This window comes from Ruegeria sp. AM9, from assembly GCF_056540565.1.
Map to the genome: position 1 here is coordinate 277,349 of NZ_JBQFWY010000003.1, position 16,326 is coordinate 293,674.

At 63.2% G+C, this 16,326-nt stretch carries 14 protein-coding genes; 7 read left to right on the top strand and 7 right to left on the bottom strand.

The window, feature by feature from the left end; translation table 11 throughout:
* Nucleotides 1–4 precede the first annotated feature (4 nt).
* Together ACR0DO_RS08625 and ACR0DO_RS08630 are read right to left on the bottom strand one after the other, a co-directional pair.
* On the bottom strand, nt 5–235 hold the full coding sequence (locus ACR0DO_RS08625) for a DUF2798 domain-containing protein (protein ID WP_170672805.1): 231 nt from the start codon (nt 233–235) through the stop codon (nt 5–7).
* Nucleotides 236–297: 62 nt separating this feature from the next.
* Nucleotides 298–1,053 carry a hydroxypyruvate isomerase family protein gene (locus ACR0DO_RS08630; RefSeq protein WP_480557933.1) on the bottom strand — a complete coding sequence of 252 codons (756 nt, stop codon included), beginning with the start codon at nt 1,051–1,053 and terminating at the stop codon, nt 298–300.
* Nucleotides 1,054–1,229: 176 nt separating this feature from the next.
* Here ACR0DO_RS08630 and ACR0DO_RS08635 point away from each other — a divergent pair, with 176 nt between their 5' ends.
* Entirely contained in the window at nt 1,230–2,171 is a 942-nt protein-coding gene (locus ACR0DO_RS08635; RefSeq protein ID WP_480557935.1) for a DMT family transporter, read from the top strand.
* On the opposite strand, the gene ACR0DO_RS08640 is transcribed toward ACR0DO_RS08635, so the two are convergent.
* A complete protein-coding gene (locus ACR0DO_RS08640; protein WP_480557937.1) occupies nt 2,168–2,746 on the bottom strand; it encodes a DUF1285 domain-containing protein in 579 nt (192 codons plus the stop codon). The two genes, ACR0DO_RS08635 and ACR0DO_RS08640, sit on opposite strands and share 4 nt — an antisense overlap.
* A 64-nt stretch (nt 2,747–2,810) precedes the next feature.
* Here ACR0DO_RS08640 and ACR0DO_RS08645 point away from each other — a divergent pair, with 64 nt between their 5' ends.
* Genes ACR0DO_RS08645 through ACR0DO_RS08660 form a run of 4 tightly spaced genes read left to right on the top strand, consistent with a single transcriptional unit; the run spans nt 2,811 to nt 9,488 of the window.
* Complete coding sequence (locus tag ACR0DO_RS08645; protein WP_170444176.1) at nt 2,811–3,818, top strand: AAA family ATPase; 1,008 nt, start codon at nt 2,811–2,813, stop codon at nt 3,816–3,818.
* Nucleotides 3,815–4,690 (top strand): DUF58 domain-containing protein, encoded by an 876-nt coding sequence (locus ACR0DO_RS08650; RefSeq protein WP_480557939.1) that lies wholly within the window; start codon nt 3,815–3,817, stop codon nt 4,688–4,690. The genes ACR0DO_RS08645 and ACR0DO_RS08650 overlap by 4 nt, the downstream gene beginning before the upstream one ends.
* Nucleotides 4,687–7,449 carry a DUF4159 domain-containing protein gene (locus ACR0DO_RS08655; RefSeq protein ID WP_480557941.1) on the top strand — a complete coding sequence of 921 codons (2,763 nt, stop codon included), beginning with the start codon at nt 4,687–4,689 and terminating at the stop codon, nt 7,447–7,449. Before ACR0DO_RS08650 ends, ACR0DO_RS08655 begins: the two co-directional genes overlap by 4 nt.
* A complete protein-coding gene (locus ACR0DO_RS08660; protein ID WP_480557943.1) occupies nt 7,446–9,488 on the top strand; it encodes a hypothetical protein in 2,043 nt (680 codons plus the stop codon). The genes ACR0DO_RS08655 and ACR0DO_RS08660 overlap by 4 nt, the downstream gene beginning before the upstream one ends.
* Here ACR0DO_RS08660 and ACR0DO_RS08665 read toward each other — a convergent pair whose 3' ends face one another.
* Nucleotides 9,489–10,334: a 2-keto-4-pentenoate hydratase gene (locus ACR0DO_RS08665; RefSeq protein ID WP_480557945.1), complete on the bottom strand. Its 846-nt coding sequence runs from the start codon at nt 10,332–10,334 to the stop codon at nt 9,489–9,491.
* A gap of 115 nt (nt 10,335–10,449) precedes the next feature.
* On the opposite strand from ACR0DO_RS08665, the gene ACR0DO_RS08670 reads away from it, so the two are divergent.
* Nucleotides 10,450–12,651: a response regulator gene (locus ACR0DO_RS08670; RefSeq protein ID WP_480557947.1), complete on the top strand. Its 2,202-nt coding sequence runs from the start codon at nt 10,450–10,452 to the stop codon at nt 12,649–12,651.
* A 9-nt stretch (nt 12,652–12,660) separates the two neighbouring features.
* Nucleotides 12,661–13,119, top strand: coding sequence for a VOC family protein (locus ACR0DO_RS08675; protein ID WP_480557949.1), 459 nt, complete (start codon nt 12,661–12,663; stop codon nt 13,117–13,119).
* Here the strand turns inward: ACR0DO_RS08675 and yaaA are convergent.
* The 3 genes from yaaA to ACR0DO_RS08690 form a co-directional block, all read right to left on the bottom strand.
* Nucleotides 13,110–13,880: a peroxide stress protein YaaA gene (yaaA, locus tag ACR0DO_RS08680; RefSeq protein ID WP_480557951.1), complete on the bottom strand. Its 771-nt coding sequence runs from the start codon at nt 13,878–13,880 to the stop codon at nt 13,110–13,112. The genes ACR0DO_RS08675 and yaaA overlap by 10 nt on opposite strands.
* A 32-nt stretch (nt 13,881–13,912) precedes the next feature.
* Nucleotides 13,913–15,952: a DNA helicase RecQ gene (recQ, locus tag ACR0DO_RS08685; protein ID WP_480557953.1), complete on the bottom strand. Its 2,040-nt coding sequence runs from the start codon at nt 15,950–15,952 to the stop codon at nt 13,913–13,915.
* 77 nt (nt 15,953–16,029) lie between these two features.
* A complete protein-coding gene (locus ACR0DO_RS08690) occupies nt 16,030–16,317 on the bottom strand; it encodes a YggT family protein (protein WP_480557955.1) in 288 nt (95 codons plus the stop codon).
* Between the last annotated feature and the right edge of the window lie 9 nt (nt 16,318–16,326).

The window sequence follows — 16,326 nt, forward strand, 5'->3', positions numbered from 1 at the left end:
CGGGTCAGCCCTGCGGACTGACCATGCGGTTCACCAGCCGTTGCACCGATGGGCCAAGCGACAGGATGACGATGAAGGCGATGGGCCAGCAAAAGGCCCAGGACGCCAACCAGTCCGCCAGGGTGTTGGGGCCAAATCCAATGGCTTTCACGGTCGCGATACCGGTCACGATACAAGACATCAGACCCGACATGATCAGGCTGAACACGGCGCGGGCATAACGGGCAGAAATCATTTTGGACATCCTAAGGGTCGAGTTGCCCCAGATGTGCTGCATTTTCCGCCAAAAGGCCAGAGCTAGACCCGCATCCAGCCAAGACTGTCGGGGGTGCGGGGTGTTGAGGGCGCGTATTCGGCGCTGACCCAGCCGACATAGCCTGCGGCGTCCATGGCGGTGAACAGGTGACCGAAATCTGTTGGCCCGTGCCCTGGTTCGCGGCGATCCGGGGCGGCACCGATCTGGGCGTGGACGACCCGAGGGTGAAAGCGGTCCCATACCGACTGCGCATTGCCGTGGATCATATGCGCGTGGAAACTGTCAAATTGCAGGCCGATATTCGGGCGCTCCACCCGGTCGAGCACCTGCATTGCCAGATCATAGTCATTCAGGAAATAGCCGGGTTGGGACACCGGGTTGAGCGGTTCGATGGTGAACTGTTGCTGTGGGGCGAAGTCGGCGGCCCATTGCAGGTTGCGCACGAAGCTTTCCAACGCATCCGGTCCGGAGGCATAGCCGGACATGATGTGGATCAGCCCCGGCCGCAGGATATCGGCATAGCGCAGCACGCGGCGGATATCGGATTGGAACCGCGCCTCGCCGCCCGGAATGGCGGCATAGCCGGGCTGCCCTCCGGTGTAATTGGGCGGCGGGGCGTTGATCAGGACCAATTCCAGGCCGTTGGCCAGCAGCGCGCGGCGGGTTTCCTTGGCGGCCAGTTCATAAGGGAACAGAATCTCGACCGCTTTGAACCCGGCTTCGGCCGCCGCCTGAAAGCGTTCCAGATAGGGAAGCTCGGTAAAGAGCAGGGAAATATTGGCGGCAAATCTGGGCATGGGCGGTCTCGGTCGGTTTCTGCGCGGAGATTAGCGGCGAGGCGTTTTCAGTGAAAGAGGATCAAAAACGACAGATTGTCGAAAATCGGCCAGAACGCCCCGCGTGAATCAGAGACGGTCCGAATTAGACGGCGAATCATTTCAACGACGCCGTGCCAACAGAAGGTATGAACCCCATGGCAATGAGCCCTGACCCCGCGCGCGGGACCACTCTCTCTGTGTCTGGTGGCGGCAATTCTGCCTTGTCCGGCAATGGTTTGGCCGTGGCCTCGATGCTGACATGGGCAGCAGGGTTCCCGGCGGCTGAGGTGTTGTTGCAAAGCTGGCCTCCGGTCGCGTTGTTTGCTGCACGGCTGGCGCTGGCGGTCGCGGTCATGCTGCCGGTCTGGTTTCTGATCGACGGCTGGGACCGTGTGTTGCGGGCGCGCTGGGGGCATGCGCTGTTTGTCGGCGCAATGCTGGGCGCGGGCATGTTCCTGATCATTCTGGCGCAAAAGATGACCGACCCGGTGACCGTGGCGATCATCGCGTCCTGCGCGCCTCTGTTTGCGACGCTCATTGAGCTGGCGACGGGAACGCGGCGGTTGCGGTGGAGCTTTGCCCTTGGCGTGGTCGTATCGATCATTGGCGGCCTGATCGCCACCAGCGCCGTGGCTCCGGCGCAATTGGGGATGGGCGCGGCCTGTGCCATCGTGTCCACCGGGTTGTTCTGCTGGGCCTGTATGGCGACCGCGCGGGACTTTCCCGAACTCAGCCAGACCGGGCGCAGCACCATCACCTTTGCCGGTGGACTGGTTGTAGCGTTGCTGCTGTTTTTCGTGGCCGGGCAATTGGGGCTGGAGGTCATGCCGACCGCGCCCATCGATGTGCAGCAGATCGGTATGCTGGGCATCTACGCGCTGGTGGCGATGGGCGTTAGTCAGGTTCTGTTCATCTCATCCGTCGGACGGCTAGGCGTGGCGCTGGCCTCGTTCCACATCAACATCGCGCCGTTTTACGTGATGCTGATCATGCTGGTGCTGGGGGAGGAGTGGAACTGGACCCGAGCGCTGGGCGCGGGGATCGTGGCGATGGCGGTTGTGCTGGCGCAGGACCGGAAGGTCGCGAACCCCGCTTAACCCGGCAGGTCGTCGGACTTGATCAGGGGGAAAAACTGCCCGCCGGACCAGACACCAAACCAATCGCCACTGTGTTCGGCGATGTCCACGAGGCGGTAGAAGCTTTTGCGGTCAATCCGCGCCTCAAGGTTTGCGCGCACCAATATATAGGGTGACGGCTCATCTGTTTCGGGATCAATGACAATGCGGATCGGATGGTCCGGCCCGGCCACGGCCGTGTCACCGACATGGGTGGTGAAACTCAGGTTTTGCGCCTCACCTTCGCCCTTGATATCGAAATCGACGGCAACAAAGGGGGCGTCCTCGACGGTGATTCCCACCTTTTCGACCGGGGTCACCAGATAGTATTTTCCGTCTTCTTTCTTAAGAATTGAGGAAAAAAGCTTCACAAGCTCGAACCGGTTGATGGGCGAGCCTAAATAACTCCATGTGCCATCTTTTGCGATCCGGATGTCCAGATCGCCGCAAAACGGAGGATTCCACAGGTGAACGGGGGGCAATCCCCTGGATTTGGCCGCTTGAACTGATGCAGCCAGGCCATCAGGCGAAGGTGTCACAGGTTTTTGTCCGCTCATTGCTTTTGCCATTTCCTCTCAGCGCGATACACTTCAATCATAATAGTCCACGGAAGGGAAAGTCATGACCGAACCTGCCGACCTCGTGTCCGAGATCGAAGCGCTGGAAAACAAGCTGCAAGAGGCCAAATCCTCGATCACCCGCCGCTTTATCGGGCAGGAAAGGGTCGTGGATCTGACCCTGACCGCGTTGCTTTGCGGTGGTCACGCATTGTTGATCGGTCTGCCGGGTCTGGGCAAGACGCGACTGGTCGAGACGCTTTCGACCGTGATGGGCCTGCATGGCAACCGCATCCAGTTCACGCCCGACTTGATGCCTGCCGATATTCTGGGGTCCGAGGTTCTGGACACCGCCGATGACGGTAGCCGCCATTTCCGGTTCATTCCCGGCCCGATCTTCTGTCAGCTGCTGATGGCGGATGAGATCAACCGCGCCAGCCCGCGCACCCAGTCGGCGCTGCTGCAGGCGATGCAGGAACGCACGGTGACCGTGGCGGGTGAGGATCGCTCGTTGGGTGAGCCGTTCCATGTTTTGGCCACGCAGAACCCTATTGAACAGGAAGGCACCTATCCGCTGCCCGAGGCGCAGTTGGACCGCTTTCTGGTGCAGATCGACGTGGATTACCCGGATCGTCAGACCGAACGCGATATCCTGCTGGCGACCACGGGTGTCGAAGAAGACGACGCGCACGAAATTTTCACCAAAGAGGAATTGCTGGCCGCGCAGGTCCTGCTGCGCCGGATGCCGGTGGGAGAGTCGGTTGTTGAACTGATCCTCGATCTGGTCCGCGCCTTCCGCCCCGAAGAGGCGGGCGTGTCCGAACGGGTGGCCGAAACTGTCGCCTGGGGCCCCGGCCCCCGTGCGGCGCAGGCGCTGATGATGACGGTGCGGGCACGGGCGATGCTGCAAGGGCGGCTGGCGCCCAATGCCGAGGATGTGCTGGACATGGCGCGCCCGGTGCTCAGCCACCGGATGGCGCTGAACTTTGCGGCGCGGGCGCGCGGTGACAGTCTGGCCGATCTGATCGACTCGACCGCGGCCGGGCTGATCCGCACCGAGGCTGCGGCGTGAATGCCGCGCTGACCCTTCGCGAAAGATCCGAGGCCGAGGCGTCCCGGCTGCCGCCCCTTTTAGCGCGGGCTGAACATCTGGCCGGAACGGTGCTGCTGGGCGATCACGGGCGCAGACGCTCGGGGCTTGGTGACGATTTCTGGCAATACCGCCCGGCGCAGATCGGTGACAGCCGCCGGATGATCGACCACAGGCGCTCGGCCCGCGGGGATCAGCAGTTTGTGCGGGAACGCGAATGGCAGATTGCGCAATCGGTGATGCTGTGGGTGGATCAGGGCGCGTCGATGCGGTTTGCCTCCGATAAGTCATTGCCCACCAAAGCCGACCGCGCGCGGCTGCTGGGCCTGTCCACGGCCATCCTGCTGGTGCGTGGCGGCGAGAGGGTCGGCCTGACCGGCACCACCCTGCCGCCCCGGCGCGGCAATGCGCAGGTCATCCGTCTGGCGCAGGCCTGGTCCGAAGATTCCGACACCGATTATACCCCGCCCGAACATCGGGCCATGATCCCGCATGCCCGCGCCGTGTTCATTTCCGATTTTCTTGGCCCTTTGGACGAGGTCGAACTTGCCCTGACCAAAGCCGCCGACCGTGGTGTTCGGGGTGTTCTATTGCAGGTTCTCGATCCCGGCGAAGAGACCTTTCCCTATCGCGGCCGGACCATCTTTGAAAGCGTTGGCGGCTCGGTCCGGCACGAAACCCTGAAGGCCGGAGACCTGCGCGAGCGCTATCTGGAACGCCTTGCCAAGCGCAAGGACGCGCTGACGCAGCTGTGCCGCGCGACCGGCTGGCAGTTGGGTCTGCACCATACTGAGGACAGCGCACAAGCGGCTCTGTTGTGGCTTTATCGGGCGCTGGACGGGGGTACGCGATGACGATTCTGGCGGGCATTGGCTTTACCGCCCCATGGGTGCTGCTGGGTCTGCTGACACTGCCGATCCTGTGGCTGATCCTGCGCGCAGTCCCGCCCGCCCCGGTCCGCCGCCTGTTCCCGGCGGTGACGCTGCTGCTGGGGCTGAAGGATGATGAAAGCGTCTCGGACCGCACCCCGTGGTGGTTGATGTTACTGCGGATGCTGGCGGCGGCGGCGATCATCATCGGGCTGGCCGGTCCGGTCCTGAACCCCTCGCGGGATGAAACCGGGACAGGGCCACTCTTGCTGGTGCTGGATGCCAGCTGGGCGGGGGCGACGCGGTGGTCTTCGACGCTGGATCAGATCGACGTGCAGTTGACCGAGGCCGGGCGGGCCGGGCGCACCGTGGCCATCCTGCGCCTGACCGAACCCGAAGTGCCGGTGTTCCAGGCCGCCGAGGCATGGCGCGGACGCCTGCCGGGCCTGACGCCGACCCCGTGGCAGCCCACCGAAATTCAGATCGATCAGGCGCTGGCCGCGCTGGGTCAACTGGACGGAGGCTTTGATACCCATTGGTTCAGTGATCGCCTGGCCTTTGAAGGCCATGACCGGTTTCTGGCGGCGGCGCAGGCGCGGGGCGCGGTGACGGTGTATCAATCCGCGGCACCGGTGGTTGCGATTCTGCCTGCTGCCTATCAGGACGGCGTGATCCAGTTGACCGCGCAACGCGCGGTGCCGGGGCCTGCCGACCGAATTACCGTGCTGGCGCAGGGCCGCGATCCGGCCGGTGCGATGCGTGTCCTGCAATCGGCTGAATTGGAATTCCCCAGCGGAGAAACCCTGGCGCAAGTGGATCTGGCCCTGCCATCCGAACTGCGCGCCCGGATCACTCGGTTCGAAATTCAAGGCCAGCGTTCCGCCGGAGCGGTGACGCTGACCGATGACAGCCTGCGTCGGCGCGAGGTCGCCCTGATCGCCGGAACCCTGAACCGCGAGGGGCTGGAGCTGCTGTCGCCGCTGCATTACCTGACGCAGGTTCTGAAACCCACGGCGGATTTTGTCGAAGGCGGGCTGCTGGAGGTTCTGCCCGCCAACCCGGATGTGATCGTTCTGGCCGATGTGGCAAAACTGTCCGACGGCGAACAGGCCACGCTGATCGAATGGGTGGAACAGGGCGGGCTGCTGCTGCGCTTTGCCGGCCCGCGTATGGCCGCCAGCGATATGGGTCGCGATGCCGCGGATCCCCTGCTGCCCGTTCGTCTGCGCAGTGGTGGCCGCTCGGTCGGTGGCGCGATGAGCTGGGGTGAGGCCAAAGGGTTGGCGCCGTTCCCGGAAAACTCGCCTTTCTACGGGCTGCAGGTGCCCGACGATGTCACGGTGACCACGCAGGTCATGGCGCAACCAGACCCTAACCTGGCGGATCGGGTCATTGCGTCACTATCGGACGGCACGCCTCTAGTCACGCGCAAGGCGCTGGGGCTGGGGCAGGTGGTGCTGTTCCACGTGACCGCCGATGCAGAATGGTCCAGCCTGCCGCTGTCCGGTCTGTTTGTCGAAATGCTGGATCGCCTTGCCGTGGCTTCGGCCGCTAAATCCCGGCAAGAGGCTCAGTTGCAAGGCACCACGTGGGAGCCGATACAGGTCATGAACGGGTTTGGCACCCTTTCGGATGCGGGCAATCTGGCGGGTGTTGAGGGCTCTGACCTGATTTCGGGTTCCATCGGGCCGGATTTGCAGCCCGGCCTTTATGAAAGCGGCAAGCAGAAACTGGCGTTGAATGTTCTGCCCGAGGATGCGGTGCTGAACCCGGTGACCTGGCCCTCGGATGTGCCGATCAAGGGGCAGGAAGTGAATAACGAGACACCGATCGGGGGGCTGCTGCTCAGCCTTGCACTGTTGCTGCTGACCTTGGACGTGATCGCCTCGCTGGCCCTGTCCGGTCGTCTCGGTCTGGCCAAAGCGGCGGCGGTCGCGCTGGGCGCGGTGCTGCTGGTGCCCGAGGCACAGGCGCAGACGCCGGAAGAGACCGAATTTGCCCTGAGCGCCACGCAGGAACTGGTGCTGGCCCATGTGCTGACCGGCAATGCGCAGGTTGACGAAGTGGCAGGCGCGGGGATGCGCGGCCTGTCGCAAACGCTGTTCTATCGTACTTCGGTGGAGCCGATCGAACCCATCGGGGTGGATCTGGAGCGTGATGAGCTGGCCTTCTTCCCGTTGCTCTACTGGCCGATCACACCGGACCAGCCGCAGCCCTCGGTTGAGGCTTATGCCAAGCTCAACGCCTATCTGCGCTCGGGCGGCATGATCCTGTTCGACACGCGGGATGCGGATGTGGCGCGGTATGGCGCCGCCAGCCCAAATGGTCGCAAGCTGCAACAACTGGCCGGGCCGCTGAATATTCCTTCGTTAGAGCCTGTTCCCCGCGACCACGTGCTGACCCGCGCGTTCTATCTGCTGCAGGATTTCCCGGGCCGTTACGCGGGCACTGAGGTCTGGGTCGAGGCCGCTCCGTTGGATGCGGAACAGATCGAAGGGATGCCCTTCCGCAATCTCAATGACAATGTGACCCCGGTGGTGATCGGCGGCAACGACTGGGCGTCGGCCTGGGCGGTGGACCGCAACGGGCAGGCGCTGTTGCCGGTGGGGCGTGGTTACGCGGGTGAACGTCAGCGCGAGCTGGCCAATCGCTTTGGCGTCAATCTGGTGATGCATGTGCTGACCGGGAATTACAAATCCGATCAGGTCCACGTGCCTGCGCTTTTGGACAGGTTGGGACAATGACTGGAACCGTCATCTTCGATCCGCTGATCCCGTGGCCGGTTCTGGCCATCGTTGCCGCAATTGCGGTTGCGGGTGTCATTCTGGCTCTGTGGCGCGGCCTGTCCGGTTGGGCCTTGCGCGGGTTGGCGGCTTTGGTCGTGATCGCCGCGCTGGCGGGACCGGTCTATCAGGTCGAAGACCGCGCGCCGCTGACCGACATCGTGCTGATGATCGAGGATGAAAGCGCCAGCCAGACCCTTTCGGACCGGGCGGATCAGACAGCACGGGCGGCCGAGGATCTAGCCGTCGAAATCGAATCCCGCGACAATACCGAACTGCGCCGGATCAGGGTGGGTGATGGCAACGGCGACGAAGGCACGCAGGTCATGGCCGCGCTGAACGAGGCGCTGGCCGAGGAACCGCGTGCCCGGATCGCCGGTATTCTGGTGGTGTCGGATGGCATCGTGCATGACGTCGATCAGGCCCCGGACCTACCCGCGCCGTTGCACTTGCTGCAGACCGGGCGCGACAGCGACTGGGATCGTCGCCTGATCGTCCGAAACGCCCCCGCCTTTGCCATTATCGGTGAGCCCGTGACCCTGACCCTGCGGATCGAGGACAGCGGGGCTGCGCCCGCCGGGGCCGTGACCGCACCGCTTGAGCTGTCGGTCGACGGGGCCGAGCCGGGACAATTGAACATCCCCATCGGCATTGATGTCGAGCTGCCCATCACGCTGCCCCATGGTGGCCGCAACGTCATCCAGTTCACGGTGCCGCAGGCCGAAGGCGAGCTGACCGACCGCAACAACACCGCGCTGATCCAGATGAACGGCGTGCGCGACCGGCTGCGGGTGCTGCTGGTCTCGGGCGAGCCGCATCCCGGCGGGCGGACCTGGCGCAACTTGTTGAAATCCGACAGCTCGGTCGATCTGGTGCATTTCACCATCCTGCGCCCGCCCGAGAAACAGGACGGTGTGCCAGTGGACGAACTCTCGCTGATCGCCTTCCCCACGCGTGAGCTGTTTCTGGAGAAGATCAACGATTTCGACCTGATCATCTTTGACCGCTACAAGCGGCGCGGCATCCTGCCAGCGATCTATCTGGACAATGTCACCAACTACATAAACGAAGGCGGCGCGGTTCTGATTGCTGCCGGGCCGGATTTCGCCAGTGCCGACAGTATTTTCCGCTCGCCCTTGGCGTCGATCCTGCCGGCGCAACCTACCGCGCGGGTGATCGAGGAACGCTTTGTGCCGATGGTCACCGATCTGGGACATCGCCATCCGGTGACGACCAATCTGGGCGATTCCGAGGATTGGGGCGCGTGGCTGCGCCAGATCGACGTGAACCACCGCACGGGCGAGCTGTTGATGACCGGCGTGGATGACCGCCCGCTGCTGGTGCTGGACCGTGTGGGCGAAGGGCGCGTGGCGCTGCTGGCCTCGGATCACGCCTGGCTCTGGAGCCGGGGCTTTGAGGGCGGCGGCCCGCAGCTGGAACTGCTGCGCCGTCTGGCCCATTGGATGATGAAAGAGCCCGAGTTGGAGGAAGAAGCCCTGTGGGCCGAGGCCAACGGCCAATTCATGCGTATCATCCGGCAGACGCTTGAGGATCAGGTTGGGCCGGTCACCATCACCCGCCCGAATGGCGAAACGCTTGAGATTACGCTGGATGAGGTGTCGCCGGGTCGGTTCGAGTCGCTGTATTACGGTCCCGAGATCGGCCTTTACCGTCTGCAGGAAGGTGACCAGATGGCGGTGATCGGGCTGGGCCCCGCCGCGCCGAAGGAATTTGAACGCACCATTGCGACCAGTGAGGTTTTGGAGCCCCTGCTGGACGAGCTGCGCGGCGGTGCGATGCGGTTGGAGGACGGGTTGCCGTCAATCCGCAATGTCCGCGCCGGGCGTCCGGCCTCGGGTCGCGGTTGGATCGGCCTGACCCCGCGCAACGCCTATGAAACGCGCGACGTGACGCAGGCCGGGCTGCTGCCGCCGTGGCTGGTGCTGGTGCTGGCCGGAGGGTTCCTGCTGGCCGGCTGGCTGCGCGAGGGGCGGCGCTGATTACTCGAACATCACGCTGACTGTCGGATCGCCGGGCAATCCGGAATAGGTGGCCGATGCGCCGCCCTTGCCTTTGGCAGGCGGCACAAGCGGTCCGAAGGATCCAACCGAGATCATGTCTCCGGGCTTGAACGCGATCCCTTTGGACATCAGCCACAGGGCTGCATTGGCCGGGTGCCCCAGAACCGCCGTGCCGGGGGCCTGTGCCAGAACCTCTCCATCCGCGGCGCTGAGCGTGACGGTCATGTCCGCCAGCGCCTGTGTCATCGCCACAGGGTCAGAAACCGGTATTTCAGAGCCTAACACGCCCAGTTTTGGTGCAACCGCGATGGCGGTCAGGGTCACCGGGGTGATCGGTTCGCCCTCGGCCAGTGTCAGGTCGGGCAGTTCGATAAAGGGGCGGATGGCCGAGATGTGTGGCATGACCTCGGCGGGTGTCGTGGCCTGATTGATGCCCGCGTCCCCGACGACCAGAACCAGATCGGCCTCGAACACCGGACGGGCGCCCCATGTGATCGGCACCGTTGCGCCGTCCTCAAGCATCATGTCGCGGAACAGGACGCCCTGAACCGGCTCGGATGCCCCGAAACGCTCCTGCGCCGGGGCGCTGGTCAGGCCTGCCTTGTAGCCGATGACCGGGCCTAGATGTGGCTCTAACGCGGCAATAATCTTGGCTTGGGTGCACAACGCGTCCTCTATACTGCCACCGGCAGAAAGGGCGGGCGTAGGGGTGTTGGCCAGATAGTCCTGCACGTATTGATCCACCTGCGCATCCGTGGCGCAATCGGTCGCCGATGCGATTGAGGCAAGAAAACAAAGTGCCGATGTGGCGAGAGAAATGCGCATGGCAGACCTCCGGTTTTGAAACTTTGACACGGGGCGCGCGGGTCCGGCAACGGCTTAAACACTTTTTCACGCTCTGCCCGGATGCTGGTCGCGGAACGGTCCGGGATCACCAAAGATGAGTCTTGCAAACAAACTGGCACAGGAACGGCGCGCGCGGCTGGTGGCCGAGCGTCTGCTGGCGATGAAACAGGCCGAGCTTTCCTCGGCCAATCGGAAGCTGGGTCTGCACGCGGTGGCGCTGACCAAACGCATCGGCGAAACCCAGGCCGAGGTTGAAACCGTCCGGGACGAGAATGAAAAGGTCAAATCCGACCTGACCGAGGCCAATGCCAAGATCGAGGTGGCCGAACGCCGCTTGTGGCATTCGATGCAGACCATTCAGGACGGCTTTGCCTTCTTTGACCATCAAAACCGCATGATCGGGGCCAACGCGACTTACCTCAGCCTGTTTGACGGTCTGGATGAGGTAGAGCCCGGCATCACCTACGCCCGTATCCTCGAAATTCTGACGGATGAGGGGCTGGTCGATACCGGGGCGGAAAAGGCGGCGGACTGGCAGGCAAGAATGCAGGCGCGCTGGGCGCAACCGCATCCGGATCCGGTGGTGATCAAGCTGTGGAACGGTGAATATTTCAAGATGATCGACCAGCGCGGCAATGGCGGCGACGTGGTCAGCCTGGGCCTGAACATCACCGCCTCGGTCCGGCATGAGGCCGAACTGAACGCCGCCCGCGAACGGGCCGAGGCCGCAAACCGGGCCAAATCCGCCTTTCTGGCCAATATGAGCCATGAGATCAGGACGCCGATGAACGGCATTGTCGGGATGACGGAATTGCTGTCGGAAACCCCGCTGGACGAGGAGCAGCGCCTGTATCTCAACACCATCCGCAACTCGGGCGAGGCGTTGCTGGTGATCATCAACGATGTGCTGGATTATTCCAAGATCGAGGCCGACAAGCTGATCCTGCACCCCGAACAGTTCGATTTCGAACGCTGCATTCTTGAGGTCGCGATGCTGTTGCAGCCCAGCGTGCGCGACAAGGGTTTGTCGCTGCTGGTGGATTATGACCTGTTCCTGCCGACCCTGTTTGTCGGCGATCCCGGCCGCGTGCGGCAGGTGCTGACCAATCTGGTGGGCAACGCGGTCAAGTTCACTGCTGAGGGGCATGTGCTGATCCGCGTGACCGGGGTGCCGAATTCAGACACCAACACTTGCGATATCCATGTGGCGATCGAGGATACCGGCATCGGGATCGAGGCTGACAAGATCGGGCATATCTTTGGTGAATTCAATCAGGTCGAAGACGAGAAGAACCGCGAATTCGAGGGCACCGGGCTGGGGCTGGCCATCACTAAACGGCTGGTGACGTTGATGGGCGGAACGGTCTGGGTCGAGAGCGAACCGGGGCAGGGGTCGTGTTTCGGGTTTCGGGTTTCGCTGCCCACCGTCGAAGGCCCGCAACCCTTGCCGCCCGATCTGGCGGATCGCCTGCGTCATGTGATCGTGGTCGAGGATCAGGCCGTGAACCGCGCCATCCTTTCGAAACAGCTGGGGCGGCTGGGGTCCCGGGTTACCGTCTGTGCCTCGGGGGGGGAGGCGCTGGCTGCCGTCGATGACAGTGTCGATCTGCTGCTGTGCGATCATGACCTGCCCGACATGGACGGGCTTGAGCTGGCGGCCACGCTCAAGGACAGGGGCTGGGGCGATTTGCCTGTGGTGGTGATGTCGGCCAACCCGGGCGTTATCCACGCCAACCCGGCCCGCCACCTGATCGAAGGGGTATTGCAGAAGCCGATCCCCCGGGCCGAGCTGTATGCGCGCCTGACCACGCTGGGGCGGGCCTCTGCCGCACCGGAACCGGAGGCGCCAGAAACCCCGCCTGCGCAGCCCAGCGAACGCCAGCGGCAGATGCGCGTGCTGGCCGCCGAGGACAACCGGACCAATCAGTTGATCCTGCAAAAGATGGTCAAGGACCTGAATATCGACCTGCAATTCGCGGGCAACGGAGTCGAGGCGGTGGACAAACATCAGGACTTCGATCCGGATCTGATTTTCATGGATATCTCGATGCCCAAAATGGATGGCAAACAGGCCACGGCAGAAATCCGGCGGCGCGAGATCGAAACGGGGCGCCATGTGCCGATTGTTGCGCTGACCGCGCATGCCATGGCCGGGGATGATCAGGGTATCCTGTCGGCGGGGTTGGACCACTATCTGACCAAGCCGCTGCAGAAACGGAAAATCCATCAGATGATTCTGGATCACCAGCCCGAGGAGGCCTTGCCCGTCATTGCCGAAGACGCCACCGCCAGCTAGCCTGATCCCATGTCAGATCGTGGATTTCAGCCCCGTGGATTGGGCGAGATTGCCATCCGGTGCGCCGATATGGGTGCGATGGTCGAATTTTATGAGAATGTAATCGGGCTGGAACGCCTGACCGGCGATCACAACAGCGCCATCACATTCTTTCGCATTGCCGAAGGGTTTGGCGGCCACACGCAGGTGCTGGCCTTGTTTCATCATATGGTTGCCCCGCGGCCCGGTTTGCACCCGAACGGTGCCAACAGGCCCGCGACCGGGGCCGGATCCTCGCTGCACCACATCGCGCTGTCCCTGCCGTTTGAGGAACAACAGGCTGTGATGCGCTGGTATGACAAAATCGGCCAGCCTTACCGCGTCGAACAGTTCGGCTGGATCGGATGGCGCGGCATCTTCACCGAAGACCCCGAAGGCAACACGGTCGAACTGGTCGCCTATGACCGGTCGATGCTGGATCAGGCCTGATAAGGACGCAGGAAGACGGGTTTGTCTTCTTCTGACAGGTCGGGGCGGTATTCATAGCCGCCGGTATCGAAATCCAGCAGGCCTTTGGGATCGGTCAGGCGGTGCTGGATGATGTAGCGCGCCATGGCTCCGCGGGCCTTCTTGGCGAAGAAGCTGACAATCTTGGGGGTGCCTGCCTTGTCCTCCATAAAGACCGGAGTGATCACCCGCAGTTTCAGCGCCTTGGGATCGACCGCGCCGAAATATTCCTGACTGGCGCAGTTCACCAGCACGTCTGTGCCAATCTCGGTGCCCTGCGCATTCAGGGCTTTGGTCAGCTGATCGCGCCAGTATTCATACAGGTTCTTGCCGCGCCGGGTTTTCAGTTTACTGCCCATCTCAAGCCGATAGGCCTGAATCGCGTCCAGCGGGCGCAGCACACCATAGAGGCCGGATAGAATGCGCAGATGATCCTGCGCCCAGGCCATTTCCTCGGCGTCCAGCGAGGCCGCTTCCAAACCCTGATAGGTGTCGCCTGCAAAGGCCAGCGCGGCGGGGCGGGTGACGTCTGCTTCCGGCGCATCGGAAAAGGCGCGATAGCGGTCGCGGTTCAGACGCGCGAGATCATCGCTCAGGTCCATAAGTTTCTTGAGATCGCCCAGCGTCAGGTTGCGGGCGGTTTTCGACAGCCGGATCGCGTCGTCCTGAAAGTCTGGCTGCGTGACCTTGACGTCCCGTTCTGCCCAGTCCAGCCGCTTGGCCGGGGAAATCACTACCAGCATATCCGCCCTCTTCGCTTGCCTGTTCGGGGTATCTAGTCCGCTTGTTGCAAGACGTCCAGAAAAGCGGCCCCAAACCTTTCGTGACGACGATCGCCCAGCACTTGTTCCAACCCGCGCTGATCGCCGGGGCGCAATTGCGCCACCTTGGCCAATTGCGAGGCCGAGCAGGTCAGCGGCTTGTCGATCCCGTCGGGGCCGCGCGAAAGTTGCGATTGAACTTCCAGCAGCCGGTCATAAATCTCGCCCTGATCGCGCCCGGCCAATTTGCGGCGGGCAGGGTGCACGGTTTCGACCGCACCGGCGATCACCTCAAGGAAGGTATCGCCATAGCGTTCCAGCTTTTTCGCGCCAACGCCGCCAATGCGGGCCATGTCGTCCAGTGTGACGGGTCGGTTTTCGGCCATCTCGATCAGGGTGCGGTCGGGGAAGATGACATAGGCCGGCACCCGCGCGCTCTCTGCCAACGCGCGGCGTTTGGCCTTGAGGGCGCTCAGCAGCGGCGCGTCTTCTTCGGACACCATCATTTTGACGGCGGGGCGGCGGGTTGCCTTACGGATCGTGTCCTTGCGCAGGTTGATCTGTTCCTCGCCTTTCAGGATCGGCTTGGCCGCCTCGGTCATACGCAGGGCGCCATGGCGTTCGGGGTCGGGGCGGACCAGATCATGGCCCATCATCTGCCGGAAGATCGCCTGCCATTGCGGGCGCGACCACTCTTTGCCGATGCCCCAGGTGGACAAGCTGTCATGCCGCCGGGCGCGGATCTTATCGGTCTCATTGCCCAGCAGAATGTCGATCAGATGGCCCGCGCCGAACCATTCCTCGGTGCGCAGGATCGCAGACAGGGCCATGCGGACGGGGGTGGTGCCGTCAAACACCTCGGGCGGGGTGTCGCACAGATCGCATTTGCCGCAAGGCGCGGCCTGTTCTCCGAAATAACCCAGCAGGGTCTGACGGCGGCAGACCAGCGCCTCGGCCAACCCAAGTAAGGCGTTCAGGCGGGCGTGGTCGGCCATGCGCCGTTCGGGCGGGGCCAGCCCTTCGTCGATCTGAGACCGGCGCAGGCGGATATCATCGGGTCCAAACAAGGTCAGCGTCTCGGCCGGGCCGCCGTCGCGTCCGGCGCGGCCGATTTCCTGGTAATAGGCCTCGATGGATTTGGGCAGGTCCGCGTGGGCGACCCAGCGGATATCGGGTTTGTCGATGCCCATGCCAAAGGCCACAGTGGCAACGACGATCAGACCGTCCTCGCGGGCAAAGCGGGTCTCGACTATGCGGCGATCTTCGGGGTTCATGCCGCCGTGATAGTGGCAGGCCACGTGGCCCTCGGCGCGCAGGGCTTGGGTCAGCACCTCGGTCTTGTTGCGGGTGCCGCAATAGACGATGCCGGACTGCCCTTTGCGGGCGGCGGCGAAATCCAGCACCTGCTTGCGCGGCCCGTCCTTGGCGGCAAAGGCCAGATGGATGTTGGGCCGGTCAAACCCGCGCAGGAACTTGCGCGGCGCGGTGCCGTCGAACAGTTTCTCGACGATCTCGTCCTGCGTTTCCGCATCTGCCGTGGCGGTGAAGGCCGCTAGAGGCACGCCCAATGCGCGCCGCAGCTCTCCGATCCGCAGGTAATCGGGGCGGAAATCGTGGCCCCATTGGCTGACGCAATGGGCCTCGTCCACGGCGATCAGGTTGACATTGATCCGGCGTAGCATCCCCAAAGCCGACCCGGCGGCCAGCCGTTCGGGGGCCATGTAGAGCAGTTTCAGCCGCCCGGCCTCCAGCGCCTCCCACACGGCATCGGTTTCTTCGGGGGTGTTGCCGGATGTCAGGGCGCCGGCCTCGACACCGGCCTCTTGCAGCCCGCGCACCTGATCGCGCATCAAGGCGATCAGCGGGGAAATCACCACCGTCACCCCGTCGCGCAGCAGGGCAGGCAGTTGGAAACACAGGGATTTGCCGCCGCCCGTGGGCATGATGGCCAGCACGTTCTCGCCTGCGGTCACGGCATCGACGATCTCTTCCTGACCGGGGCGGAAGTCGTCGAATCCAAAGACATCTCGCAGCAAAGGCGCGGCGTCGAACATGTGGGGATTGCCCTGTTTTAAGGTTTATCTGCTCTTAAGACAGGACAATCACATACTAGGATTCGGTGAACAAGAGGTCAGGCGAAATAGACCATATTGTTGATCAGGATTATCCGCAGCGCGTAAACGCCGACCAGCACGACCAGAGGCGTCAGGTCCAGCCCGCCCATCGCGGGCAGAAAGCGGCGGATCGGGCCATAGATCGGTTCCAGAATGCGGTTCAGGCCGTACCAGATTTGCGCGACCAGCTGTTGATGCAGGTTGAGCACCTGAAAGTTGATCAGCCAGCTCATGATCACATGGGCCAGAATGATGAACCAGACAATGTCCAGGATCAGCAGCAGAATTTGGATCAGCGACAGCATGGGGCCTCC

Excerpts from the sequence above, each read along its gene's own strand:
- ACR0DO_RS08625 (WP_170672805.1), bottom strand. The coding sequence starts at position 235 with ATGATTTCTGCCCGTTATGCCCGCGCCGTGTTCAGCCTGATCATGTCG.
- ACR0DO_RS08630 (WP_480557933.1), bottom strand. The coding sequence starts at position 1,053 with ATGCCCAGATTTGCCGCCAATATTTCCCTGCTCTTTACCGAGCTTCCC.
- ACR0DO_RS08635 (WP_480557935.1), top strand. The coding sequence starts at position 1,230 with ATGGCAATGAGCCCTGACCCCGCGCGCGGGACCACTCTCTCTGTGTCT.
- ACR0DO_RS08640 (WP_480557937.1), bottom strand. The coding sequence starts at position 2,746 with ATGAGCGGACAAAAACCTGTGACACCTTCGCCTGATGGCCTGGCTGCA.
- ACR0DO_RS08645 (WP_170444176.1), top strand. The coding sequence starts at position 2,811 with ATGACCGAACCTGCCGACCTCGTGTCCGAGATCGAAGCGCTGGAAAAC.
- ACR0DO_RS08655 (WP_480557941.1), top strand. The coding sequence starts at position 4,687 with ATGACGATTCTGGCGGGCATTGGCTTTACCGCCCCATGGGTGCTGCTG.
- ACR0DO_RS08660 (WP_480557943.1), top strand. The coding sequence starts at position 7,446 with ATGACTGGAACCGTCATCTTCGATCCGCTGATCCCGTGGCCGGTTCTG.
- ACR0DO_RS08665 (WP_480557945.1), bottom strand. The coding sequence starts at position 10,334 with ATGCGCATTTCTCTCGCCACATCGGCACTTTGTTTTCTTGCCTCAATC.
- ACR0DO_RS08670 (WP_480557947.1), top strand. The coding sequence starts at position 10,450 with ATGAGTCTTGCAAACAAACTGGCACAGGAACGGCGCGCGCGGCTGGTG.
- ACR0DO_RS08675 (WP_480557949.1), top strand. The coding sequence starts at position 12,661 with ATGTCAGATCGTGGATTTCAGCCCCGTGGATTGGGCGAGATTGCCATC.
- yaaA (WP_480557951.1), bottom strand. The coding sequence starts at position 13,880 with ATGCTGGTAGTGATTTCCCCGGCCAAGCGGCTGGACTGGGCAGAACGG.
- recQ (WP_480557953.1), bottom strand. The coding sequence starts at position 15,952 with ATGTTCGACGCCGCGCCTTTGCTGCGAGATGTCTTTGGATTCGACGAC.
- ACR0DO_RS08690 (WP_480557955.1), bottom strand. The coding sequence starts at position 16,317 with ATGCTGTCGCTGATCCAAATTCTGCTGCTGATCCTGGACATTGTCTGG.